The following is a 22,675-nucleotide window of genomic DNA, read 5'->3' as shown; positions in this document are numbered from 1 at the left end:
CGGGTGGTGCCCCGCGGCCCCGGGCCGCGGGGCACCGTCCTGTCCGGGCTACAGCGCCAGGAGCGGGATCACGCCGGCGACGACCGCCGCGACACCGACCACCACGCCCGCGGCCGCGAGGGCCCGCCGGGGGCGCTGACGGCCCAGGCCGAGCGCGGACGTGGCGGTGCCGAGCAGGGCGACGGCGAGCGTCCCGACCAGGGTCACGTGGGACCCGCCGGGGGCGGCGACGACCGCCGCCACGACGGCCGCCACGAGGGCCACGACCGACACCACGGCGCCGAGCACGGCGGGCTCGGGGCCGGTGCCGGGCCCGTCGGCGAGCGCGCCCCGGCCGGGCCGGACCACGAGGTCGGTGACGGCCTCCTCCGGGGCGTCCGCCGCGGCTGAGTCCCGGGCTCGACCCGGGGTCGCCGAGCCCGGGGTCGGCACATCCGGTCGAGCGTCGCGGGCCGGCTCGGCTGCCGGGGTCGCGCGCCGCACGGGCGCCGTCGGGCTGCCCGGGCCGGGCGCCCCCGCCGTCGGGTCGGGCGCCCCCGCCGTCGCCCCGGGCGCACCCGCCGTCGGGAGGGGGGACACCGGGCGGACCGCCCGGGGCCGGGACGCGGCTTCCTGGGCGGCCTCCACCCGCGCGAGCGACCGGGCCGGCAGCCCGGCGGGTCCGGCGTCCTCGGCTCCGCCGTCCGGGCCGTCGGGACGCGCCCGGCGGTGCCGCGGCGCGCCCACCAGGGAGGAGGCCGCGAGTACCGGGGCGCCGCCCTCGGCGTCGGGACTGCGGTGTCGGCCCCTCGCCGGACCCTCGGCGCCGTCGCGGTCGGGGTCGCCGCCGGGTCCGCCCGGTCGTGCCACCTGGACGGACACCCGACCGGGGCCGCGACGGTGCGGCGGGCGCGACATGACGAACGGGTTCCCTCCACCGGCGGACGAGGCGTGGGGGAGATCGGCGCAGGCGGCTGCGGCGTTACCCCGCCGTGACGTGCGCCGGGGCCTCCTGCAGCCGGTGCCAGGCCATGGCGAGCTGGGTGGCGATCGGCCGGATCACGCGGACGTCGTTCCAGTAGAAGGGGTGCACCAGCGGGGTCCAGCCGAGCCACCACGGCCCGACCGCGACGGCGCGGTCCTCGACGCAGGCGCGGGCGTAGGCGTCGTTGAGCGGACGGATCGGCGCCGCGATGACGTCGTCGGGGTCCCAGACGTTGACCCACTCCCCGCCGACGTGCGGGTGCAGCCGGTCCAGCTCGGGGTGCGGCACCGTGATCGGCGTGCCGAAGTCGGGGTGGCGCTGGGCGAACAGCGCGAGCGGCGAGCCGAGCGTGTAGAGCCAGCCGAGGGTCTCCCCGCGTTCGGCCGGGGTGTCGCCCAGCTCCGCGGCGACCTCCGGGGCCACGCCGGCCGACCCGTCGGGGTGCAGCCCCTCCGTGGCCTGGAGGTCGTAGAAGAAGTTGCTCGCGACGACGGAGCCGAGGGAGTGCGCGAGCACGCAGACGGGGGCGTCGTCGCCGGCCTCCGTCGCGAGGTCGTGCAGCGAGCGTGCGAGGACCTTGTGCACCCGGTCGTAGAGCGTGCGGTCGACCGCGCCGGCCTGGTAGCTGATGGCGTCGCCGAGGTAGTGCACCACCAGCCAGCGCAGCGTCGGGAAGTGGAAGCCGGGGCTGCCGGGCAGGCTGCGCACCAGCCCGGAGGCGACCAGCCCGAGCAGGGCGGTCACCGAGCCGCGGTCGGTCGCGCCGCCCAGGGCGTCGAGGACGTCGAACACGCCCTCGGCCTGTTGGCCGCCCATCCGCCGCAGGAGCTTGTCCTGCCGACGTTCGTAGACCGGCGCCCAGAACGCCGTCCGGAGCACCAGTGCCTCGTCCGCGTCGACGCCGGCGATGCGGGTGAACTCCGCGCGGAGCAGGTCCATCGAGGTGTCGGCGAAGCGGTCGTCGGCGATCTCCACGCCGTGCACCCACATCACGGCCAGCCGCGTCACGCGTTCTCCTTCGTGAGCTCGGAGTAGGGGGTGCGCAGCCCGTCGCGGAACAGCTGCGCCAGCGCCTTGCGCTGCCGCACGAACAGCACGAGCGCCAGCACGACGTAGACCGCCGAGAGGATGAGCAGCTCGGTCTCCTGCAGGGCCGTGGGCAGGAACGCGGCGAGCAGGAACTGGGCGAGGAACAGGCCGAGGAGTGTCAGCGCGCCCTTCACGCTGATGGACAGGGTGACGAGCAGCGCCACCGCGAACAGCGACTGCGCGGCGGTGAGCAGCAGCTCCTCGCGCTGGTCGACGTCGATCGGGAGGCCGTTGAGCGACCCGGCGGCGAGCGCGAAGACCAGGGGCAGCGTGCCCACCAGCAGGGACCACTGGTTGACCTTGGAGGAGACGAGGGTGGCGAGCGCGTCGGTGGTCTTCAGGCGCCAGGCGTAGAGGCCCGCGACCAGCAGCTCCGGGGCCTCGGAGGCCAGCGGCGCGAGCCACTGGACCAGGAAGAACTGGCTGATCCCGAGCTCGGTGCCGGTCTCCACCAGGGAGTCGGCGAAGTGCTCGGCGCAGGCGATGATGATGGCGGCGGCGAGGACGAACAGTCCGATGTACCAGGTACGGCGGGGGCTCGCGTCCTTCTCGCCGATCCAGGCGGACGGCCCGATGAGGTCGGGTTCCTCGGCCGGGGCGCGGGCCACCCGGATGCTGTAGGCGACGAAGATGCCGACCAGCACCACCAGGTCGACCAGCGTGATGCTGACCCGCAGCGGCAGGGTGAGCGAGTAGACGGTGGCCAGCAGCAGGAACATCAGCGGCACCGAGTCGGTGCGCTGCAGCGTGACGCGGGTGGAGTGCCCCTCCCGGTGCGCGGTCCCGCCGTCGCCGATCTCCCCGGAGCGGCCCTTCGAGGTGCGCAGCCGGACGGCGGCGAGCAGCACGACCAGCGCCCAGCCGACGCCGACGAGGATCCGGTTGGCCCCGGTCATGTTGGCGAGGGCGAGGCCGCAGGGTGACTGGTCGGCCGAACCCGGCGGCAGACACGTCGGGCCGTACTGCGCGTAGGCGTTGCCGCCCTGGATGGTGAAGACGAAGTCCACGGCGTACTCGGGCAGCACCGCGACCAGGGCGAGCAGGGCGATCGCCAACCCGGCCGAGATGTCCACCTGGGCCGCCTCGGCCGCCCAGGAGAGCAGGAACGCGGCGCCGACGATCGCGAGCCCGTAGAGCAGCGCGTCGACCGGTGGGGAGATCGACAGACCCCCCAGGCTCATGGCGACGCCGGGCACGGCGACGGCGACGGCGCCCGCCACGAGGAGGGGGGAGCTGGTACGGGCGGGCATGTCCGAATCCCTACCCGAGTCCGACCTGCTCCACCCCCGGAAACGCCGGATCACCCCCGGTGTTCGCCCGGTGCGCGCCGTGCGGCACCGTGTTCCCGGCCGTCTCCGAGCGTTCGGAGCATCCCGATGACCCTGCTGTCCGATCCGTCACGTTCCGCCCGGTCCGTCACACGAGCGGCACATGCGGGTGCGCATCATGCGACGGTGACGCGCGCGCGGAGGGCGGGGAGCGGCCACCGGGCCGGCCCGTCCCGACGGCGGGGTCTGCTGCGTCCCGCGCGCACGCCCGGCTTCTCGCGGTCCCGGGTCGCGCTGCTCGGCACCACCGTGCTGGCGGTCCTCGCGATCGGCGGGCCGCTGCTGTTCGGGCTGCTCGACCCGGCGGTCGAGACCGAGCAGGTGGCCCCCGCACCGACGGCCGTCGCCGCGCCCGCCCGCGTGCCGACCCCCGGTCCGCCCGTCCCGGCCGCCGCGCCCGGCCCCTCGCCGGTGCAGGCCGCGGTGGAGGCGGCCGACGCCACCGTGACGCGGCGGGGTGCCGACGTGGGGATCGCGGTGCTCGACCGGTCCACCGGGGCGCTCGCGCTCAACGACGAGGCCGACGACGCGATGAACTCGGCGTCACTGTCCAAGCTGCTCACCGCGATCGACCTCCTCGACCGCGGCGCGGCCGGCCGGGTGGAGGTGACCGCGGCCGACCGCCGCCTGGTCCGCGCGGCGCTGGGCCCCAGCGACGACCCGGCCATGAACGCCCTGTGGACCCGGTTCGGCGGGCAGTCGGGGATCACCCGGGTCGTCGAGCGGCTCGGCCTGGAGGACACCGCGGTGCCGGCCGACCCGTCGCAGTGGGGCGAGGTGCAGCTCTCCGCCCGCGACATGACGACGGTCTTCCGCCACGTCCTGGAGACCATGGCCCCCGGCGACCGCGACCTGCTGCTCGGCGCCATGTCCCGCGCGCCCGCCACCGCCTCCGACGGGTTCGACCAGGCGTTCGGACTGCTCGACCCGGACGGGCGGGGGGTCGCCGCGAAGCAGGGCTGGCTGTGCTGCCTGAAGAGCTCGGTCGACCTGCACAGCACGGGCGTGCTGGACCCGGAGGGCCGCTACGTGGTCGCCGTGCTCTCCAACCAGCCGTTCGGCTACGCCGCCGCCCGGGCCGTGGTGGACGACGCCGTGGGTGCGCTGCGGGACGTGCTGGTCTGAGCACCTCCTGGTGCAAGCGATGCGTCGCTGCATGCACCCAGGGACAGGAAAGGCGGCATCGTCGGCCGACCCGCCCCGTCGTCGGGAACTAGGGTTCGCCGCCGTGGAGAGCCTCGCGCGGGTGGACGACTGGCCGGTGGACCACGTGGCGGTCGCGGTGGTGACCGACGCCGGCACCGCCGCGCACGGGCCCACCGACCGGCGGTTCCGGCTGGCGTCGGTGACCAAGCCGCTCGTCGCGGTGGCCGTCCTGCTCGCGGTCGAGGAGGAGGCGATCTCGCTGGACGACCCGGCCGGGCCGGAGGGGGCGACCGTCCGCCACCTGCTCGCACACACCTCGGGCCTGGCGTTCAGCGAGCACAAGGCGATGGCCGAGCCGGGGACGCGGCGCCTGTACTCGTCGGCCGGTTTCGAGGTGCTGGCCGACCACGTCGCGGCCTCGACCGGGATCGCGTTCCCCGACTACCTCCACGAGGCGGTGTGCGAGCCGCTCGGGATGGGCGCGACGACGCTCGAGGGCTCGGCCGGGCACGGCGCCGTCTCCACCGTCGACGACCTCGCGCTCGTGGCCGGCGAGCTGCTCGCCCCGACCCTGCTCGCGCCCGAGACCCTCGCCGAGGCGACGACGGTGCAGTTCCCCGGGCTCACCGGGGTGCTCCCCGGGCTGGGCTACCAGAAGCCGAACGACTGGGGCCTGGGCTTCGAGCTGCGCGACCACAAGTCGCCGCACTGGACCGGCGCCGACAGCTCGCCGTCGACCTTCGGGCACTTCGGCCAGTCCGGCACCTTCCTGTGGGTCGACCCGGACGTCCGCGCCGCCTGCGTGGCGCTCACCGACCGCGACTTCGGCGACTGGTCCAAGGAGGCCTGGCCGCCCTTCACCGACGCGGTGCTGGCCGAGCTGCGTTCCTGACGACGGGTCGCCGCCGGTGGCGGCGCGGGGACGCGCCTGCCCCCGGACCCCGACGCCGAGGTGACCCGGAGGCCGACCCGGCCGAGGAGTCGACGGGCGCGGACACTTCGACCGCTTTTCACGAGAACGTGAAAGGCGGTCGGTCGCGCTACCGGCACTCGACGGGACGGCCGCCGGTCCAGGTCGGTGCCCTTCCCGAGGTGGCGCAGGTCGGCGCACGGCCGGGGCTGCCCTCGCGGCGACGACCCTCCGCCGGCACGGGGGAGAGACTCAGCGCGGGACGACCAGCACCAGCGACGTCTCGTCGGACTGCTCCACGCGCAGCCCGGCGTCGGCGAGGACCGCGAGGACGCCGCCGGTGTCCTTCGGGCGACGGCGGGTCGAGGCGAGCAGGCGCGCGGCGCGGCCCTTGAACGACTTGTTGGCGTGGCTGACCGTGCTGCGCGACCCGTCCTCGGCCTCCGAGACCACGTCCAGCGTCGTCGCACCGGTCGCCGGGGCGAGGGCCATGTAGCCGCCGGAGCGCAGGTCGACGACGTGCTCGCCGAGGTCGGCGAGGACGGGGCCGAGCACCGGCCGCCAGACGGTCCGCAGGCCGCCGTACCCGGGCAGTGCGGAGTCGGCCGAGAGCCGGTAGGCGGGGATTCGGTCGGTGCCCATCACCAGCCCGAACAGCGCGGAGCAGACCGCGATCCGCCCCTTGGCGCCCGGCGTCAGGGACCGGGCGTCGAGCGCGTCGTAGAGGACGCCGGTGTACCGGGCGAGGGCCGGCGCCGTCCGGGAGGTCCACAGGGCGGCGTTGCGCTCGATCTCGTCGTCCTGACGCTCACTGACCCCGAGCGCCGACCGCGAGGCGGGCACGTCGTCGGCGAGGGCGACGACGGCGTCGACGAGCTCGGCCCGGGTCGCGGTCAGCGCCGGGAAGGACAGCGCGTCGAGGTCGAGCGGTGCGCCGCGGCCCCCGGACGCCTTGGTCTCGGACGGAGGGAGGACGACCAGCACCCCGTCATGATCGCCGCCGCACGGGCGGACCCGGGGCCCGGGGGCCCGTCCGCCGCCGTCGGGGCGGGATCCCGGGTTCCGTACCCTCCTCCGGGTGGATTCCCCCGCCCGCTGGCAACCGTCGCGCGCCGGGATCCTGAACGTCTACCAGTACCAGGACGAGGTGCTGGAGTTCGGTGGCGGCCGGCTGCTGCTGCGCGGGGTGAACGGCTCGGGCAAGTCGACGGCGATGAACATGCTGCTGCCGTTCCTGCTCGAGGCCGACGTCCGCAAGATCGACGCGGCGGGCGAGCAGCGCGGGGTGCTGCGCTCCTGGATGCTCTCCGACAACGACGACACGCAGCGCACCGGCTACCTGTGGATCGAGTTCGTGCGCGACGGCGAGTACCGCACCGTCGGCTGCGGGATCCGCGCCAACCGGTCCACCGACCGCGTCACCACCTGGTGGTTCTCCACCGACCGCCGGGCCCGGCTGGACTTCCGGCTCACCGAGGCCGACGTCCCGTTCTCGGCCGACGCGCTGCGGGCCGAGCTCGGGGTGCGGGGCCAGGTGTTCACCTCCACCGCGGAGTACCGCGCCGAGATCGCCCGCCGCTTCTTCGGCGGCACCGACCCGACGGCGTACTTCCGGCTGCTGCACCAGGTGCGCAACCCCCGGGTCGGCGACCGGATCGACACCGACCTCCCGCGCACCCTCCGCGAGGCCCTGCCGCCGGTGCCCGAGGACGCGGTGAACGACGCCGCCCAGCCGCTCGAGGACCTCGAGGACCACCGTCGCAACGTCACCGACCTCGCGGCGACGGCCGCGGCGCTCGACGGCGTCGTCGAGGTCTACACCGACTACGCCCGCCGGGTGCTCATGACGACGGTGGAGGGCGCGGCCTCGGCCGTCGACGCCGCCCGCACCGCTGGCAGGCGCGTGGAGCGCGACCGGGCCGCCGCGCAACGGGCGGGGACCGCGCGCGACGACGCCGTCCGGGCGGTCGGCGACCTGGTCGACGAGCACGCTCGAGCGACGGCCGAGCGGCAGGGTCTGGTGAGCCTGCCGGAGTACTCCGCGCACGCCGACCTCGTCCGTCGTCGGGACGAACTGGCCCGCGCCGACGAGGCGGCCGGCACGCTCGAGGGTGTCCGCACCCGTGCCCTGGCCCGCGTGACTACCGCCGCCGCCGGCGCGACGGCGGCGAAGGGCCAGGTGGAGTCCGACCTCGCCGGGATCGCCGAGCACCTCCGCGGCGTGACGACGGCCGCCCGCACCGCCTCCGCGCCGGTCCGCCTCCCCGACCCGCCCGTCCTGGTCACCGAGCCGCGCGACGACGCCGCGAGCAGCACCGCGGTGGACGTCCCGGAGGACGACCTCGACCCCGTCGACGACCTGCCACCGGCGCTCGTCGCGGTGGCCGACGGGCTGCGCGCCCACCGGGCCACCGTGCGCGAGCTGCGGGAACGCGCTGCAGCGGCGGACCGCGAGACGGCGGCCGCCGACCGTGCCGACACCGAGGCCGCCGAGGCGGCCGAGCGCGCCGCGGAGGCCGCCGAGCAGGCCGACGTCGCGCGTCGTGCCGCTCGGGTGGCCGCCGACGAGCACGCAGCGGCGGTCGGCACCTGGCACGAGCGGCTCGTCGCCCACGTCGCGGCGGTCCCCGCGGCCGAGCCGGACGGCGCCGCGGGCTGGCTGGCCCTGTCGTCGGGTCCCGACGACGCCGAGCCCGGCGACGACCTGCGCGCCCGCGCCGAGAGCCTGGTCGGCGCCGTGCGGCGCGTCGCGGACGAGGCCTCCGGGGCGCTTTCCGCGGCCCGCAGCCGGGCCACGGCCCGCGTCGGGGAGGCCGACGACGAGCTGACCGCCCTGCGCGCCGAGCACGCCCGGGTCGAGGCGGCGGGCGAGCTCCCGCTGCCCCGTGAGCCGTGGCGCACCGACACCGGCGTCGAGGACGCCGCCCTGTTCGCCTCGCTGGTCGACTTCGCCGACGATCTCGACGACGCGGGCCGGGCGGGCCTCGAGGCGGCGCTGGAAGCGTCCGGGCTGCTCGCGGCCCGTGTCGAGGCCGACGGCCGCGTGCTCGGTGCGGACGGCGAGCTGTTCCTGACGACAGGTGCGGCAGGTCCGGCGGCGGCCGGGGCGGGGCCCCGGCTGGTGCCGGTGGACACCGGGACGGTGCCGGTCGACGTCGTGGCCGGTGTGCTCGCCGCCGTCGGGACGACGCCCGGTGACGCCCTCTGGGTCGGCGAGGACGGCTCGTTCGGGGCGGGCCCGCTGCGCGGCCGGCACACCAAGCCGGCCGCCGAGTACGTCGGGGCCGGAGCGCGGGCACAGGCGCGCGCCCGTCGGCTGGCGGAGCTCGCCGCGCTGGTGGCGGACGCCGAGGCCCGCCTGTCGGCCGTACGGGCCGTCGCGGCCGCCCTCGAGGAGCACGCCGACGCGCTGCGCCGGCTGGTCCGCGAGCTCCCCGGGACCCGCACCGTCGACGACGCGGTGGTCGCGGCGACCGGCGCCACCCGCTATGCGCAGGAGGCGCAGGGGCGGGCGGCCGAGCGGACCGCGGCGGCCGCGGACACCCGTCGTCGGGCCGACGACCTCGTCGCGCGCCTGCAGCAGGAGGCGGCCGAGTCCGGGCTGTCGACCGATCCCGAGCGGCTCGAGGTCCTGCTGGAGGCGGTCACCGACGCCGAGCGGGCCCTCGCCGCCGTCGACTCCGCCGTGGAGCGCACGCGGCGCAGCGTGCGGTCGTGGCGCGAGGCGATCGCGGGGTGGGACCGCGAGGTGGCCGACCTGGCCGCGGCGGTGGCCGACCACCGGGTCGCCGCCGGCCACGCGGCCGCCGTGCGCACCGAGCTGGAGACCGCCGAGTCCGCGCTGGGCGAGGAGCCCGCCAAGGTCGCCGCCCGCGTCTCGGAGCTGGACACGCACCTGCGGGAGACCGCCGTCCGGCTCGACGCGGCCCGCGAGGAGCAGACGACCGCGACCGTCGCCGTCCGGGAGGCGGAGCTCCGCGTGGAGGCGGCCCGCGAGACGCTGGTCGAGCGGGAGAAGGCGGCCGTCGGGGGCCGGGCCCGCCTGGTCGACGCGCTCGAGGTGCCGGGGCTGCTGGCCGCGGCGGAACGCGACACCCCGGACCGAGCGAACGGCACTGTCGCTCACAGAGATGCTGCGAACGGGCCGCTCGCTCAGGACGGGGATGTGGCGGACGGCGGTACGGACTGGTCCGAGGAGCCGATCCCCGTCACCCCGGACACCGTCGAGGGCGCCGCGGAACTGGTCGACGCGCTGCGTGCCCGGCTCGCGGCGCCCCGCCGTCAGGTGACCGAGGATGCCCTGGAGAAGGCGCTGCGCGAGACGCGGGACCACCTGGCGTCGGGGTGGGACATCGAGTCCCGGCGCGGCGCCGACGGCACGCCGCTCGCCGTCCACGTCACCGGCCCGACCCGTGCGGTGCTGGCGCAGATGGTGCACCGGGTCGCGGTCCAGCGGCGCCGGGCCACGAGCCTGCTGTCGGCCCAGCAGGACCAGGCGCTGCGCAACCTGCTGCACGGCCGGATCGCCCGCGAGGTGGCGGACGCGCTGTTCGCGGCCGGCGAGCTCGTCGACCGGATGAACCGGATCCTGCGTGGCGTCACCTCCAGCCAGGGCATCGGCGTGCGGCTGCAGTGGCGCCCGCGCGGCGACCTGGAGAGCGAGACGGCCACCGCCCTGGCGTTGCTCGGCAAGCACCCCGACCTGCGCTCGCCGGAGGAGGACGACCAGGTCCGCGAGGCGGTGAAGAGCCTCGTCGAGCAGGCCCGGACGGCCGACCCGGAGGCGTCGTACCGCTCGGTGATCGGCGACGTCCTGGACTACCGGACGTGGCACGAGATGCGGATCTACCTGCGCCGACCGGGGCGCAACGACGAGCTGCTGACGCGGCGGACCACGCTGTCCGAGGGCGAGAAGAAGCTGGTCACCGTCCTGCCGATGGCGAGCGCGGCCGCCGCCAGCGCCGCGGCGCACGACCCGCACGGGGTCGGGGCGCCGCGGCTCGTGCTGCTCGACGACGCGTTCGCGAAGGTCTCCGAGGACAACCACGCGAAGCTGTTCGGGTTGCTCGTCGACCTCGACGTGGACTTCGTGGTCACCTCGGAACGGCTCTGGGGGACGCACCCGAGCGTCCCGGAGCTCGCGATCACCGAGGTGCTGCGCGACCCGGAGCTGCGCGCGATCGCGCTGGTGCACTACCGCTGGAACGGGTCGGAACTGTCGGTGGGAGACGCAGCGGAGCGGAGCTCGACCCTGGGCCGGGGCGCATGAGCTCGACGATCCGACCGGTCGTCTTCTCCTACGTCACCGAGTCGCCGGACTACCGCTGGATCCTCGGGGTCTTCGCGGGGACCTTCTTCGCGGAGCTGACCCCCGGGGAGGTCACCGCGCGGCTCGCGGAGGCCGGGCACGAGCTGGACGAGCCCACCGTCAAGATCCGGCTCGACCAGCTCCGGGTCTGGGGCAACCTCGAGGTGTCGGCCTCGGTCGGGCAGGTCGGCACGGTCGAGGACTACTACCGGCGGCGCGACCGCTTCCTGATCACCCGGGTCGGGCAGGAGGTGCACGACCTCGTCGAGGGCGTGCTCGCCCAGGTCGACGACGTGCGCGACGTGTCGCTCGGACGGCTCGACCAGCTGCGCGCCGCCCTGGAGGAGCTGGGCGGGCTCGACGCGGCCACCGCTCCGCCGGACCGGCTCGCCGCCGCCGTGCGGGCGGTGTTCGACCCGCACGTCGCCTTCTCCGCAGAGATCACCCAGTTCTTCGCCGCGATCAACCAGTGGCAGTCGCGCTTCGACCTCGACGAGGACGAGTTCGCGTTCTTCTCCGAGGTGCTCGTCGGCTACGTCGGCGAACGGCTGGAGACCCTGCACCGCGCGGCCCGCCCGATCGCCGTCCTGCTCACCGAGCTCGCACCCGTCGTCGGGACCCTGGTGGAACGCGCGGCGGACGGCCTCGCCGCCCGGGTGGCCGCCGCCGGCCTGTCGACCGTGCGGGTGCGCCGCGCGCCCGGGGCGGCCGTCGCCGACTGGGAGAACCTGGCGTCGTGGTTCGTCTCGACGCCGGGGCGCCCGAGCCGCGTCCAGACGCTGGAGCGGGACGCGGTCGACGCCGTCCGGACCCTCACCCAGAACCTCACGCGGCTCTCCCGGACCGGGACGGCGGGGTCGTCACGGCGGGTGGACTTCCTGCGGCTCGCGGGCTTCTTCGCGCACGCCCCGGCGCCACGGGCGCACGAGCTCGCCGCGGCGGCGTTCGGGCTCTACGGCGCGCGCCACCTCGGCGGCGCGGGCGGTGACGACACCGACCCGGTCGACGCGGGCGTGTCGTGGTGGGACGCGCCGGTCGCGACGATCCCGGTGTCGCTGCGCGAGCGCGGGGACACGACGAGCCGGGGCCGCACCTCCCGGGTGCAGGACCGCACGCAGGAGCGGCGGCACCTGCTCGCGCGGAAGGCTGAGGTCGAGAAGCGGGCCGCGGCCGCCCGGGCGGAGCTCCTCGAGGTCGGCGCGGCCGGGTTCACCGCCCGGCTCTCGGAGCCCGCACTGCGGGAGCTCCAGAAGGTGCTCACCCGCGCCGTAGCGGACCTGGGCCCGGCCTCGTCGTCGGGAAGCATCGTCCTCGACGGCGTGCGCTGCGAGGTGCGGCGCGAGCCCGGTACGACGACGAGCGTGCCCACCCATGCAGGTGCGTTGCGGGTGGAGGGGCTGGCCCTGACGGTGGAGGCGGCGCCGTGAGCTCGTCCGACGTGAACGAACGGCACTCTTGCAGCATCGATGTGCGCGACAGTGCCGCTCGCCCGGAACGGGGCGCCCCGTGAGCGCGCCCGCGACCGACCCGCAGCGCGACGGCGAGCTCGTCGCGGCCACGCGGGCCCTGCTCGCCCGGCCGTGGCGCACCACCGAGACCGACCCGGATCTCGTCGCATCGATCCGCCGTCATGCCGACGCACTCGACGCGTGGTTCACCCAGGAGCTGAACTACCGGCTGGTGGTCACGGCGGACACCGCCCGGCTGGTGAAGACCGGGCACGTCCCCGCCGACCGGCCGTTGCGGACCGTCTCCGCCACGCCGCGGCCGTTCACCTCGGCCGAGTACACGGCGTTGGCGCTGGTCCTCGCCGCGACGACCTCCGGGCCGGACCGGACGAGCCTGCGCGATCTCGTCAACGCGGTGCACTCCGCGGCGGCCGAGGCTGGAGTCGTGCTGGACACCGACGCGGCGTCCCGGCGGGCACTGGTGACGGCGCTGCGGTGGCTGATCGCGCAGGGGATGCTCCGCGAACTGGACCGTGGCGTGGCCGTCTACGAGCACGACGCGGACGCCGACGCGCTGCTCGAGGTGCGTCAGGACCGGATGGCGCTGCTGCCGACCGGCGCGGTCGTGGGCGCGGAGACGCCGGACGAGCTGGTCGGGCGGGCCCGCGAGCGCGGGTCCGCGGCGACGGCGGTGCGGCGGCGGCTCGTCGAGGACCCGGCCGTGCTCGCGACCGACCTCGACCCCGCCCGCTTCGCCGAACTGCGCCGCCGCGCCGGGGACGAGGGCCGGCGGATCGAGGCCCGGACCGGGCTCGTGCTCGAGGCGCGGGCCGAGGGGTTCGCGGCCCTCGACGTCGACGGCGGGTGCTCCGACGTCGCCTTCCCGACCGGCGGGACCCTGCCCCACGCGGCGTTGCTGCTGGTCAGCGAGTTGGTCTTCCAGTTCCGGCCGGCGGACGACCCGGACGCGATCCCCTGGGCGTCGGTGCGCGAGGTGCTCGACGAGCTGGTCGCGGAGCACGGCCGGTACTGGTCGAAGGCGGCGCTCGCCGACCGCGACCGCTTCGCCGCCGACGTCCTCGCGCTGCTCGTCTCGGTGCGGCTCGTGGTGGTGGAGGACGACGGCGCGGTGCGGGTCCTGCCGCCCGCTGCGCGGTACACCCCGGAGGTGACCGTCGTCGAGGGCGAGGACGTCGAGGAGCAGCCGACGTTGCTGTAGCCCTTTTCGTGGCAGGAAAGCGTCGTTGCTGTCACCCAGTGGCAGGAAAGCCACATCGTCGTCGTCGAGGAGGCCGTCGTGACCGTCCCGCCGGTGCTGCTCCAACCCGAGTTCCTCCCGCTGTGGCAGCAGGTCTCGTCGGCCCTCGACCGGCGTGGACTCGACGACCGTGGCTGGGTCCCGCTGCCCGACGGGCTCGCACCCCGCGCCCGCGACCAGCTGCGGAAGCTGGTGCCGGGCCGCTCGACCCGCCGTCTGGAGCTCGGGCAGCTCGACCGGGCGCTCGGCCGCCTCGGCACCGACCTGCCCGCCCTGCTCACCGCCGCCGGCTGCCCGCCCACCGGTCGCCGCGAGGCCCGGGACGCCGACCGCGACCGGCGCTCCCGCCGCGACGAGGTGCTCACGGCCGCCGCCACCGAGGCGTTCGGCCTGGAGCCGTGGGTCGTCGCCTGGATCGACGCGGTCCGCTCCGGCCTTCCCGACGACGGGGCGGCGCGGGGCGCCGTCGACACCGTCGCGCGGGTGCTCGCGGTGGCCGCCGAGCCGGGGGTGCGCAGCCGTGCGGAGACCGCCGCCCGCGAGCTGGGGAACGCGCACGCCCTCGACCGCGGCGAGCCCGCGCGGCGGCTCGTCGGGACGGCCCTGGCCCTGCGGGCGGAGGACGGGCACTGGGACGACGCGCAGCTGTGGGCGGACGCGGGCCTGCCCGGTGACCTGGTCGCGACACCGGTCCCGACCTGGTCGTTGCCGCTGCTCGGGGACGGTGCGGCGGCCGCCACGCGCGCGGCCACGACCGCCGGGGCACCGAGCTACCTGTCGACGCTGACCCTGCGCGAGCTGACCGTCGACGTTCCGCGGGGAACCGTCGTCGTGAGCGTCGAGAACCCCCGTCTGCTCGAGGCGGCCGTGCAACGCGCGCTGCCGATCCCGATGCTGTGCACCGTCGGCAACCCGACCACCGCACCCCTGACGCTCATCCGCGGCCTGCTCGCCGCCGGCGCGGAGGTGCGGCACCACGGCGACCTCGACCCGGCCGGCGTCGCGATCACGGCCCGACTGGCGCAGCTCGGCGTCGTGCCCTGGCGGATGACCGCTGCCGACTACCGCGCCGCGGTGAGGCCGGAGCTGCGTCGGTTCGAGGGCGCGGTGCCGTCGACGCCCTGGGACCCGGAGCTGCACGATGTGATGACCGAACGCGGCCGGGCCGTGGACGAGGAACGTGTGATGGACGAGCTGCTGGCCGCGGCCCTGTCGTTGCCGTTCTGACGGCGAGGGCGCTACCGTCAGGAGGAGCCGCCGCTTCGCGGAGTGGTCGGAAGTGAGCCCGGGGAGTTCCTACGTTGCGTGGGGTCCCGGGCTCGCGTCGTGTCAGACCTCGCGTACGGGACATGGACGTGATGGCGCGGATCGCGGCGGCGGTCGAGCTCGGCCACGGCGGTGCCGTCGAGGAGGCCCGGCGGCAGCTGGCCGCGCTGTGGGAGGAGCCGGCCGTGCAGGCCGATCCGTTCCACCGGTGCGCGCTCGCCCACCACGCGGCCGATCTCGAGCCGGAGGTGGCCGACGAGCTGCGGTGGGACGTCCGCGCCCTGGCCGCGGCCGACGCGGTCACGCCCGAGCGGGACACGCCGATCGACGTCGCGGCGTTCTACCCGTCGCTGCACCTGAACCTCGGCGACGCGTTCCGCCGCGCCGAGGACCTCCCGGCCGCCCCGCGAGCATCTCGTGCGGGCCCAGGCCTGCGTCGATGTCCTTCCCGACGACGGGTACGGACGGCTGATCCGGGGCGGGATCGACCGGCTCGCAGAGCGGTTGGGCGCATGATCGTCGGTCGCGGTCCTGGTGGCCCAGCGCTCGGCTTCCAGCGCCGGCGCGGCCGAGCGGGGCCGGCCCGACGCCGGCGCCCGCCCGACTGAAGAGGAGTCCGCCATGTGGCAGGAGTACGCCGTGCGGGTCCAGACCGACGCCGTCGTCGACCTGGTGCACGACGATGTCATCGACACCCTGCGTCGACGTGTCGACGTGTCGACGGAGGCCGAGTTCGAGCGGGAGCTGAACACCCCGCCCCCGCCGTCCGGTGCGGCCTTCGCCGCGCTGAAGGAGATGCGGGCCGGGTCGCCGGGTGACTCCGTGACCGTCGATGCGGTCTGGGACGCCCTGACCGATGCTGGTGTGGTCGCGCAGCGTCCGGGACGGGTCGGGTAGTCGGCATGCCGGGGCGGTGGGTTCGGCCCGCCGCCCTCGGCGCCCGCCGGACCGACCAGCGGCGTCGCGTGTGAGGGGAGGATCCGAGCGCTCTAGTGGGGTGAGGGTTCCCCTCGCGCGGGAGGAGCGGGCCGGTGGGACGGCAGCCCCGTTGGCTCGCCCCGCAGCTCCCGGGCCACCAACGTCGCCGCGGCCGCCCCGATCGGGATCGCCACGATGCCGACCAGCGGGACCAGGCACAGCAGGTAGGTCGGCACCCCGACGGCCCAGCCGAGCGCCCGGCGGGACCGCACGACCCGCCGTCGGGACGCGAACCCCAGGCCGCGCCGCTCCAGGGCGGGCGCGGTCAGCTCCAGCACCAGCAGCCGGCCGCCCGCCAGCGCCGCGACCACGGGCACCACGGTCTGCCCCACGACCGGCAGGAACCCGGCCACGAACAGCGGGACGGCCACCAGCACCGACAGCCCGACCAGCAGCAGCCCGTCCCGTACCGATCCGGGCCACGAGCGGCCGGGCCCGTCCGGGACCGTCCCCACGGTGTCGTCGACGATCTCGGAGAGCTTCTCGTAGAACGGCCCGCCGACCGCGAGGGTGACCGCCACGAACGTCAGGACCGACACCAGCGCCACGGCGGCCACCAGCGCGATCCCGACGACGACCTCGGCCGTGTCCCGCGCGCCGGGCGACCACGTCGTGGCGAACGGAGTGAGTAACCCGACGAGGTCGCCGAGGTACCGCACCAGGACCACGAGGGCAGCGAGGTAGAACAGCGCGGTGACCAGCGCGGGCAGCGCCCCGAGGCGGAGCAGCCGCGGGGAGCGCAGCACCATCCCGGCGCCGCGGGCGTAGAGCCGCAGACCGAGCAGCAGGTCGGACACGTCCGGATCGTCCCATCACCGGTTCGACGACGGGCCTAGCCTCGGAGCATGCGGATCGCCTCGTTGCTGCCCGCCACCACCGAGATCGTGGCCGCCCTCGGGCGGGCCGACGACCTCGTCGCGATCACCTTCGAGTGCGACCACCCGCCCGGCCTGGCCGCACCCGTCGTCGTCCGCTCCGCCCTGGAGCCCGGGATGACGCCGGGCGAGATCGACCGCACCGTCCGCGAGCGTGCCGCTGCCGGGCTGCCGATGTACGACCTCGACCGCGAGGCGCTCCGGGCGGCCGCGCCCGACGTCGTTCTCACCCAGGACCTCTGCGGGGTCTGCGCCCTCCCCGGCCACACCGTGGCGGAGGCGCTCGACGAGCTCGGCCTGCCCGACGTCGCCGTCCACTCCTTCGACCCGCACACCCTCGACGAGGTCCTCACCGGCATCGGCGGGATCGCCGCCGCGATCGACGCCGACGCGTCCCCGATGCTCTCCGACCTGCGTCGACGCCTGACCGGGCTCGACACCGCGCTGGCGGACGTCGACCGTCCCCGCGCCCTCGTCCTCGAGTGGACCGACCCGCCGTTCCTGCCGGGGCACTGGGTGCCCGAGCTCGTCCGCCGCGCCGGTGCCGTCCCGACGGCGGGGGTGGACGGCGGGCGCAGCCGCGCGGTGGCCTGGGAGGACCTCGAGTCCCCGGACGCGGTGGTGGTCACCCCGTGCGGTTACGACCTCGCGGCCGCCGTGGCGCAGGCCGGCCCGATCGCCGACCGCTTCCCCGACGTACCGGTGATCGCGATCGACTCGGCGGCCTACGTCGTGCGGGCCGGTCCCCGACTGGTCGACGGCATCGAGGCGCTCGCTCACGCGCTGCACCCGGCTGTGGTCCCGGCGCCGGAGGAGGTGCGCTGCGCGCAGGTGAGCAGAAAGGGTCGCGATAGCGACCGTTAGTGCTCACCTGCGGAGCACACGCGCCCCCGGACCCGCCGCCCCCAACGTGTCGCCCGGGTTCACCAGCTGGCACCGGTCGATCGACAGGCACCCGCACCCGATGCACCCCGAGAAGTCGTCCCGGAGCTGTTCGAGGCTGCGGATGCGCTCGTCGAGCTCGGCCCGCCAGGACGCGGAGAGCCGCTCCCAGTCGGCGCGGGTCGGGGTGCGGGCGTCGGGGAGCTCGTCGAGGGCCGCCCGGACCTGCGCCAGCGGGACGCCCACGCGCTGGGCGATCCGGATGAAGGCGATCCGGCGCAGCACGTCGCGGCGGAACCGGCGCTGGTTGCCGGCGGTGCGGCGGCTCGAGATGAGGCCCTCGCGCTCGTAGAAGTGCAGGGCCGACACCGCGACCCCGCTGCGCTGCGCGACCTCCCCGACCGACAGCTCGCCGTGGCCCGGGGTCATGCCCCCGACCGTGGACCTCGACGATGGTGGAGGTCAAGGGAGTCCGGACGGGGGACCGGACGCACCACACGTCCGGTCCCCCGGTCCGGCCCGGTCGGGAGGAACGGACCCCCCGGTCCCGCCTCCGACCGGGTCCGCCGCGTGACGGCGGATGTCCCCCGGTGGTGGGCGCCTCGCCGCGACCCACCGGAGGTCCAACGGTCGGGCCGGGAGCGCAGCACGGTCCGCGACGCGATGTCGCCGGATCGGACGAACCGCACCGTCCACGAGACGTGCGGGGCCCGTCGGTCAATCGTGTCCGGCGAGCAGGCGCACGGTGGCGAGGGCGGCGCCCTCGGTGGAGGCGCCGGTCGCCGCGGCCCACGTCGTCGCGGGGGCCTCCCCGCCGAGGGCACCGGCGAGGCCGGTACCCGGGCGGGGCTCCACGTCGGCGAGCACCGCGTCGCACGCCGCGAGGATCTCGGCCCGACGGCGGGCGAGGTGCTCGGCGAGGACGCCGCGCAGCTCCGCGGGCGCCTCCTCCCGGCCCGCCGCGAGGTCGGCCCCGGCGCGGCGGAGCAGGGCCTGCAGGGTCTCCGGCGGGAGCCCGCGTCCGGTGTCGGCCCGTGCCTCCGGCGCCGTCACCCCGCGCTTCTGGTCCCGCTTGCGCTGCTTGGCCGCGCGCCGCTCACGGTTGGAGAGACCCATGCGGGGATGGTGGCACCTAGTCGTGCAGCGCCTCCCGGCCGACCCGCAGGCTCGCGGCGTCGGCCGCCTCCCGGCCCGCCCGCCAGCCCGCGGTGTTCCCCACCGTGAAGCGCTTCGTGGTCAGCCGGGGGAAGAGCTCGGCGACCGTCCGCTCCACGATCTCCCCGCGCGCCGCGAGCACCGGCAGCAGGGCGTCCCCGCGCTCCGCCCGGGCGGCCGCCTCCGCCGCCTCCCCGGCCTCCCGCAGCCGCTCCCCGATCCGGGCGGCGTAGGAGAGCAGGAAGGCGTGCCGGAACGACCGGGTGCGCGACCCGCCGGCCGGGCCCGCCATCGCCCGTCCCGCCTGGACGAGCAGGGAGGTGGTGAGCAGCTCGACCGTGTCGAGGTCGGTGGGGTGGCCGACGACGGTGACGAGGTCCAGCGCGTCGAGACTCACCGCGCGGCACCGGTTCGCCCCCGCGACCTGGTGCACGAGCGACGACTTCGCCGACGTGTAGGGCGCGTCGAGCCAGAGTCGGCGCACCCCCGCCGTCGGGAAGGTCTCGGTGACCCCGGTGACCGCCGCCGCCTCGAGCGCGTGGCGGGCCATCAGTTCCTGCGCCTTGGCCGACAGGGCCTCGGCCTCCTCGGCGAACGTCGTCGACTCCGCCTTGGCGAGCAGCCCCCGCACGCGGGCCAGGACCTTCGGGTCGATGCCCGACGTGTCGGGCTCCTCCGGCGGCACCTCGGGCAGCGGGGGGAGCGCGAGGATCGTGGCCACGAGACGCAGGACGGCCGCGAGCCCGTCCACGCCGGGGCGGGCGCGCCAGTGCGTGAGCAGGGGGACCCCGGGCGGCGGCGTGTCCACACGCACCCAGGTGGCCGGACGTCGCGCCGCGTCCACGGCGACGAGGTCGGCGGCGAGCGGCGCGACGGAGGCACCGACCCGACGCCGGACGACCTCGACGAGGTCCCGTGGGGTCCAGCCCCGGGACCAGAGCGGGTCGACGGCGTCGAGCAGGGCCCGCTCGGCGGCCTCGTCCAGCACGGTTCCCGGGACCCGCCCGGCCAGGACCGCCCGGGCGTCGGCCAGCGCGTCGGGCGTGAGCGGCCCGCGGGCCAACCGGGTGATCAGCACGGTCGCCGCGGCGACCTGGTCTGGTGACATCAGGCTCCGATCATCGTCGTCCACGGGCTCCGACTCCGCGACGTACCTGCCGGTTCCGTCGGATGATGAACTTGGGCCGAACCGCGGACGGCGCTGCGCCGTTGAGTCCCCCGGAGGTGGATCGCTGTGACGGCGATGTCGGAGCGGAGCCGGACGGGGGACGACGTGCCCGGACCCACGGAGACCGCCACCGCGGACGCCCCCGCCCCGGACGCGGCCCCGCCCGCCCCGGCGGCGCCCCTGCCCCCGCACCGCGCCGTGCTCGACCGCCTCGACGACGGTCCCCTCGTGGTCACCGGCCTCGACGGCGAGCACCGGACGGCCCTGGTCGAGGGCCTGCGCGGCGCCGGCCGCCGTGTCCGGGTCGTCGCCCCGACCCCCGCGCTCGCGCGGAGCTGGCGGGCCGCCCTGGGGGAGGAACCGCTGCGCTCGCACCGGGTCGCGGCCGGGGTGGTGGGGTCGGTCGAGGAGATCGCCGAGCAGCTCGCCGCGACCCCGCAGGACGCGTGGCTCACCGAACTGCTCGGCCCGGACGACCCGTTGGACCCGCCGACCGCGACCGGACCGACGCCGCCGCTGGACGCCGCCGACCTCGCCACCCTGCGGCGGCTCCTGGTCGCCGAGCACGGCGAACCCGGCCGCCCGGGGGCCCGCACCCTCGACCCCGCCCGCCGGCACCAGGTCCTCCCGCCGCCCGCGGAGCTGCCGCCGGAACCGCACGTCGACCAGCTCGCCGCGGAACTGCTCGACGTCGCCGGCCCGGCCGGATCCCCCGGTCGCGAGGCGTCCCGGCCCCTCATCGCCGCGCTCGCGTGCCTGCCGCCCGACGCCGCGGCCGCCCTCGGGCCGGCCCTGGTCCGCATCGACGGCGCGGTGGTCGCGCTCGGCCGCCGCGGCGAGGACGCCGCGTGGGCCCGGGCGACCCTCGACGCCGTCCTCGACGGGCGGGCGGCGTCCGCCTGGGCGCGGGCCACGACGGCGTTCGTCGCGATCGACCGCGTCCCCGAGCTCGACCGCGGCTCCGGCTCCGCGCAGGTCCGCGTCACCGACGACGCCGTCGACCCCGCGGCCGCCGCGTCCACCTTCGACGCGCTGGCGGCCTTCCTGACGGCGGGTGGGTCGCTGCGGCGCATGTTCAAGTCCGACGAGCAGCGCGCCGTGGAGGCCCTGCTGCCCGGGCTCGCGATCAACCGGGTCGACCCGCTGTCCGCCGAGGGCGCCGCGGCGGTCGCGGACCACCTGCGGCTGCGCCACGTCGAGGCGACCGTGGCCGCGGCGCTCGCCCCGCTCGGACGCGTGCTGCGGCCCGCCGAGCAGCGGGCACTCGTGGTGCACCGGCTGCTGTCCCTCGGCGAGATCGCCCGCCGCGTCGCCGACGTCCTCGACGCCGTCGGCGTGCTGCGCGGCCTGCTGGTGGGGCTCCCCGCCGAGGTCCGGCCGTCGACCGACTCGCTGCCGGCGGTCGGCCGGATCGTCGCGACGGGTCGCCGCCTCACCGCCCGCCCGAGCGCCGACCTCGCGCGCCGGGAACTCGGGGACGTCGTCGCCCGCCTGCAGGACGGGCGGCTGCCCGCCGAGCAGGCCCCGGAGCTGCGGGCGACGCTCGCCGCGCTGCTGCGCCTCGACGTGGAGGGCTACGCCGTGGCCGCCGACGCCGTCGACGCCACCCGCGAGGAACAGCGGGACCTCCTGCGCTCCGACCGGCTCGCGGCCCGGCTCGCGGAGTGGCCGGCGCTGCTCGAGGCCCTCGACGCCGACACCTCCGACGCGACCTGGGTGCCCCGCGAGGAGCGCTGGTCGGCCGCCTGGTCCTACCGGCGCGCGGTCGCGTGGCTGGCCCGCCGGGACCCCGTCGACTCCGTGGTCACCGTGCCCGCGCTGCACGGCGACACCACCGGGGTCGACCTGCTCGTGGTCGGGCCGCTGCGCGACGAGGTGCCGGCCGGGTTCGACCTCCCCGAGCGCGTCGCCGACCTCCCCGGATGTCCCGACGACGGGCTGCGGCTCCTGGTGCTGCCGACCGCGTGAGGGGAACCCTCACACCACAAGAGCGCTCGAATCCTCCCCTCACGAAGGAGCGGGGGCGACCTACGACGCGGCCGGCACCAGCGCCCCGTCGTCGGGAAGGGTGTACTTCTCCCGGAGGAACCGCTCGGTGTAGAGGTGCTCGGCCGCCTCGAGGACCTGCCCCACCTGTCGGGCGGACAGCCACACGCCGAGCCCGATGCCGATCGCGGGCAGCGGGGTCACGACGAGGGGCGGGGCCGGGGCGAGCCCGGCCGTGAGGACCGCGAGGGCGAACTCGCGTTCCGAGGGCTCGGCGCAGTCGTAGCCGTAGTGCGCGGCGACGCGGGCGACGGCCCGGGCACAGGTCGCGGTGGTGAGCACGGTGTCGAGGGCGAGCGCCGCGGCGCCGGCGACGAGCCCGACGGCGGCGCTGGACGCCCCGGCCGCCGCGCCGGCGGCGGCCCCGACGATCCCGCCCCGGAGTCCGGCGGCGGCGAGGTGGACCCGGGCGAGCGGCCCGCGGGCGGCGCGCAGGTCGTCGACGTCGAGTCGGCGGAGGTCGGACAGGGCGGTGACCTCGTGGCCGGCCTCGGCGAGCACGGTCAGCACCCGGTCCGCGCGGCCGGCGGTCCACCAGCCGAGCGCGAGCCCGGCGTCGCGCAGCGGCTCCCCGACCACGCCGACGACGGCCGCCTCGACCAGGTGGTCGACCTCGCCCACCCCCGGCACGTGCCGCAGCCCCGTGACCACCCACGACCCGACACGGCCCCACCACCCGGGCCCCGCCTCCCCGGCGGCGCGCCAGCGTCCGACCGCGTCCCAGGCGCGCGCGTCCCCGGCGGACATGCACGCGGGCCACGCGACGACGGTCACGGGCGCGACGGTAGGGAGCGCGGACAGCGGCGCCGTGGAGGACACGTGGACGGCGGGTGAACCGGCGGTATCGAGCCGGC

At 76.5% G+C, this 22,675-nt stretch carries 19 protein-coding genes; 10 read left to right on the top strand and 9 right to left on the bottom strand.

Annotation, left to right across the window (positions count from 1 at the left end):
- Positions 1-48: 48 nt before the first annotated feature.
- The 3 genes from BJ983_RS21625 to BJ983_RS21615 form a co-directional block, all read right to left on the bottom strand.
- A complete protein-coding gene (locus tag BJ983_RS21625; RefSeq protein WP_179795705.1) occupies positions 49-849 on the bottom strand; it encodes a hypothetical protein in 801 nt (266 codons plus the stop codon).
- Positions 850-961: 112 nt separating this feature from the next.
- A complete protein-coding gene (locus BJ983_RS21620) occupies positions 962-1,972 on the bottom strand; it encodes a hypothetical protein (protein WP_179795704.1) in 1,011 nt (336 codons plus the stop codon).
- Entirely contained in the window at positions 1,969-3,303 is a 1,335-nt protein-coding gene (locus tag BJ983_RS21615) for a sodium/calcium exchanger protein (protein WP_179795703.1), read from the bottom strand. Before BJ983_RS21615 ends, BJ983_RS21620 begins: the two co-directional genes overlap by 4 nt.
- 204 nt (positions 3,304-3,507) lie before the next feature.
- On the opposite strand from BJ983_RS21615, the gene BJ983_RS32470 reads away from it, so the two are divergent.
- Complete coding sequence (locus tag BJ983_RS32470) at positions 3,508-4,506, top strand: serine hydrolase (protein ID WP_179795702.1); 999 nt, start codon at positions 3,508-3,510, stop codon at positions 4,504-4,506.
- Positions 4,507-4,609: 103 nt separating this feature from the next.
- Complete coding sequence (locus tag BJ983_RS21605; protein ID WP_179795701.1) at positions 4,610-5,419, top strand: serine hydrolase; 810 nt, start codon at positions 4,610-4,612, stop codon at positions 5,417-5,419.
- Between the two features lie 270 nt (positions 5,420-5,689).
- Here the strand turns inward: BJ983_RS21605 and BJ983_RS21600 are convergent, their stop codons facing one another.
- Positions 5,690-6,421, bottom strand: a complete 732-nt coding sequence (locus BJ983_RS21600) for a peroxide stress protein YaaA (protein WP_179795700.1) — start codon at positions 6,419-6,421, stop codon at positions 5,690-5,692.
- Positions 6,422-6,515: 94 nt separating this feature from the next.
- Here BJ983_RS21600 and BJ983_RS21595 point away from each other — a divergent pair, with 94 nt between their 5' ends.
- The 6 genes from BJ983_RS21595 to BJ983_RS21570 all read left to right on the top strand — a co-directional run bounded on the left by BJ983_RS21595 (position 6,516) and on the right by BJ983_RS21570 (position 15,614).
- Positions 6,516-10,706: a TIGR02680 family protein gene (locus BJ983_RS21595; RefSeq protein ID WP_179795699.1), complete on the top strand. Its 4,191-nt coding sequence runs from the start codon at positions 6,516-6,518 to the stop codon at positions 10,704-10,706.
- Positions 10,703-12,172 carry a TIGR02677 family protein gene (locus BJ983_RS21590; RefSeq protein WP_179795698.1) on the top strand — a complete coding sequence of 490 codons (1,470 nt, stop codon included), beginning with the start codon at positions 10,703-10,705 and terminating at the stop codon, positions 12,170-12,172. Before BJ983_RS21595 ends, BJ983_RS21590 begins: the two co-directional genes overlap by 4 nt.
- Before the next feature lie 79 nt (positions 12,173-12,251).
- Positions 12,252-13,412 (top strand): TIGR02678 family protein, encoded by a 1,161-nt coding sequence (locus BJ983_RS21585; RefSeq protein WP_179795697.1) that lies wholly within the window; start codon positions 12,252-12,254, stop codon positions 13,410-13,412.
- A 78-nt stretch (positions 13,413-13,490) separates the two neighbouring features.
- The gene (locus BJ983_RS21580; RefSeq protein WP_179795696.1) at positions 13,491-14,678 is read left to right on the top strand and encodes a DUF2399 domain-containing protein; all 1,188 of its coding nucleotides are present in this window, start codon (positions 13,491-13,493) and stop codon (positions 14,676-14,678) included.
- Positions 14,679-14,800: 122 nt separating this feature from the next.
- Entirely contained in the window at positions 14,801-15,325 is a 525-nt protein-coding gene (locus BJ983_RS21575) for a hypothetical protein (RefSeq protein WP_246325631.1), read from the top strand.
- Positions 15,326-15,338: 13 nt separating this feature from the next.
- Complete coding sequence (locus tag BJ983_RS21570; protein WP_179795695.1) at positions 15,339-15,614, top strand: hypothetical protein; 276 nt, start codon at positions 15,339-15,341, stop codon at positions 15,612-15,614.
- A gap of 92 nt (positions 15,615-15,706) precedes the next feature.
- Here BJ983_RS21570 and BJ983_RS21565 read toward each other — a convergent pair whose 3' ends face one another.
- Positions 15,707-16,492, bottom strand: coding sequence for an EI24 domain-containing protein (locus BJ983_RS21565; RefSeq protein WP_179795694.1), 786 nt, complete (start codon positions 16,490-16,492; stop codon positions 15,707-15,709).
- A 48-nt stretch (positions 16,493-16,540) separates the two neighbouring features.
- Here BJ983_RS21565 and BJ983_RS21560 point away from each other — a divergent pair, with 48 nt between their 5' ends.
- Positions 16,541-17,434 (top strand): TroA family protein, encoded by an 894-nt coding sequence (locus tag BJ983_RS21560; RefSeq protein ID WP_179795693.1) that lies wholly within the window; start codon positions 16,541-16,543, stop codon positions 17,432-17,434.
- A 3-nt stretch (positions 17,435-17,437) separates the two neighbouring features.
- On the opposite strand, the gene soxR is transcribed toward BJ983_RS21560, so the two are convergent.
- The 3 genes from soxR to BJ983_RS31080 all read right to left on the bottom strand — a co-directional run bounded on the left by soxR (position 17,438) and on the right by BJ983_RS31080 (position 19,715).
- Positions 17,438-17,881 (bottom strand): redox-sensitive transcriptional activator SoxR, encoded by a 444-nt coding sequence (gene soxR / locus BJ983_RS21555; protein ID WP_179795692.1) that lies wholly within the window; start codon positions 17,879-17,881, stop codon positions 17,438-17,440.
- A gap of 288 nt (positions 17,882-18,169) precedes the next feature.
- Positions 18,170-18,568: a hypothetical protein gene (locus BJ983_RS21550; RefSeq protein ID WP_179795691.1), complete on the bottom strand. Its 399-nt coding sequence runs from the start codon at positions 18,566-18,568 to the stop codon at positions 18,170-18,172.
- A 16-nt stretch (positions 18,569-18,584) separates the two neighbouring features.
- Positions 18,585-19,715, bottom strand: a complete 1,131-nt coding sequence (locus BJ983_RS31080) for a DUF2786 domain-containing protein (protein WP_179795690.1) — start codon at positions 19,713-19,715, stop codon at positions 18,585-18,587.
- A gap of 126 nt (positions 19,716-19,841) precedes the next feature.
- On the opposite strand from BJ983_RS31080, the gene BJ983_RS21540 reads away from it, so the two are divergent.
- Entirely contained in the window at positions 19,842-21,743 is a 1,902-nt protein-coding gene (locus BJ983_RS21540) for a hypothetical protein (RefSeq protein ID WP_179795689.1), read from the top strand.
- A 60-nt stretch (positions 21,744-21,803) separates the two neighbouring features.
- Here BJ983_RS21540 and BJ983_RS21535 read toward each other — a convergent pair whose 3' ends face one another.
- Complete coding sequence (locus BJ983_RS21535) at positions 21,804-22,595, bottom strand: hypothetical protein (RefSeq protein WP_179795688.1); 792 nt, start codon at positions 22,593-22,595, stop codon at positions 21,804-21,806.
- Positions 22,596-22,675: the final 80 nt, after the last annotated feature.

This window comes from Actinomycetospora corticicola, from assembly GCF_013409505.1.
GTDB lineage: Bacteria > Actinomycetota > Actinomycetes > Mycobacteriales > Pseudonocardiaceae > Actinomycetospora > Actinomycetospora corticicola.
This window is presented reverse-complemented; position numbering and strand designations above follow the sequence as displayed.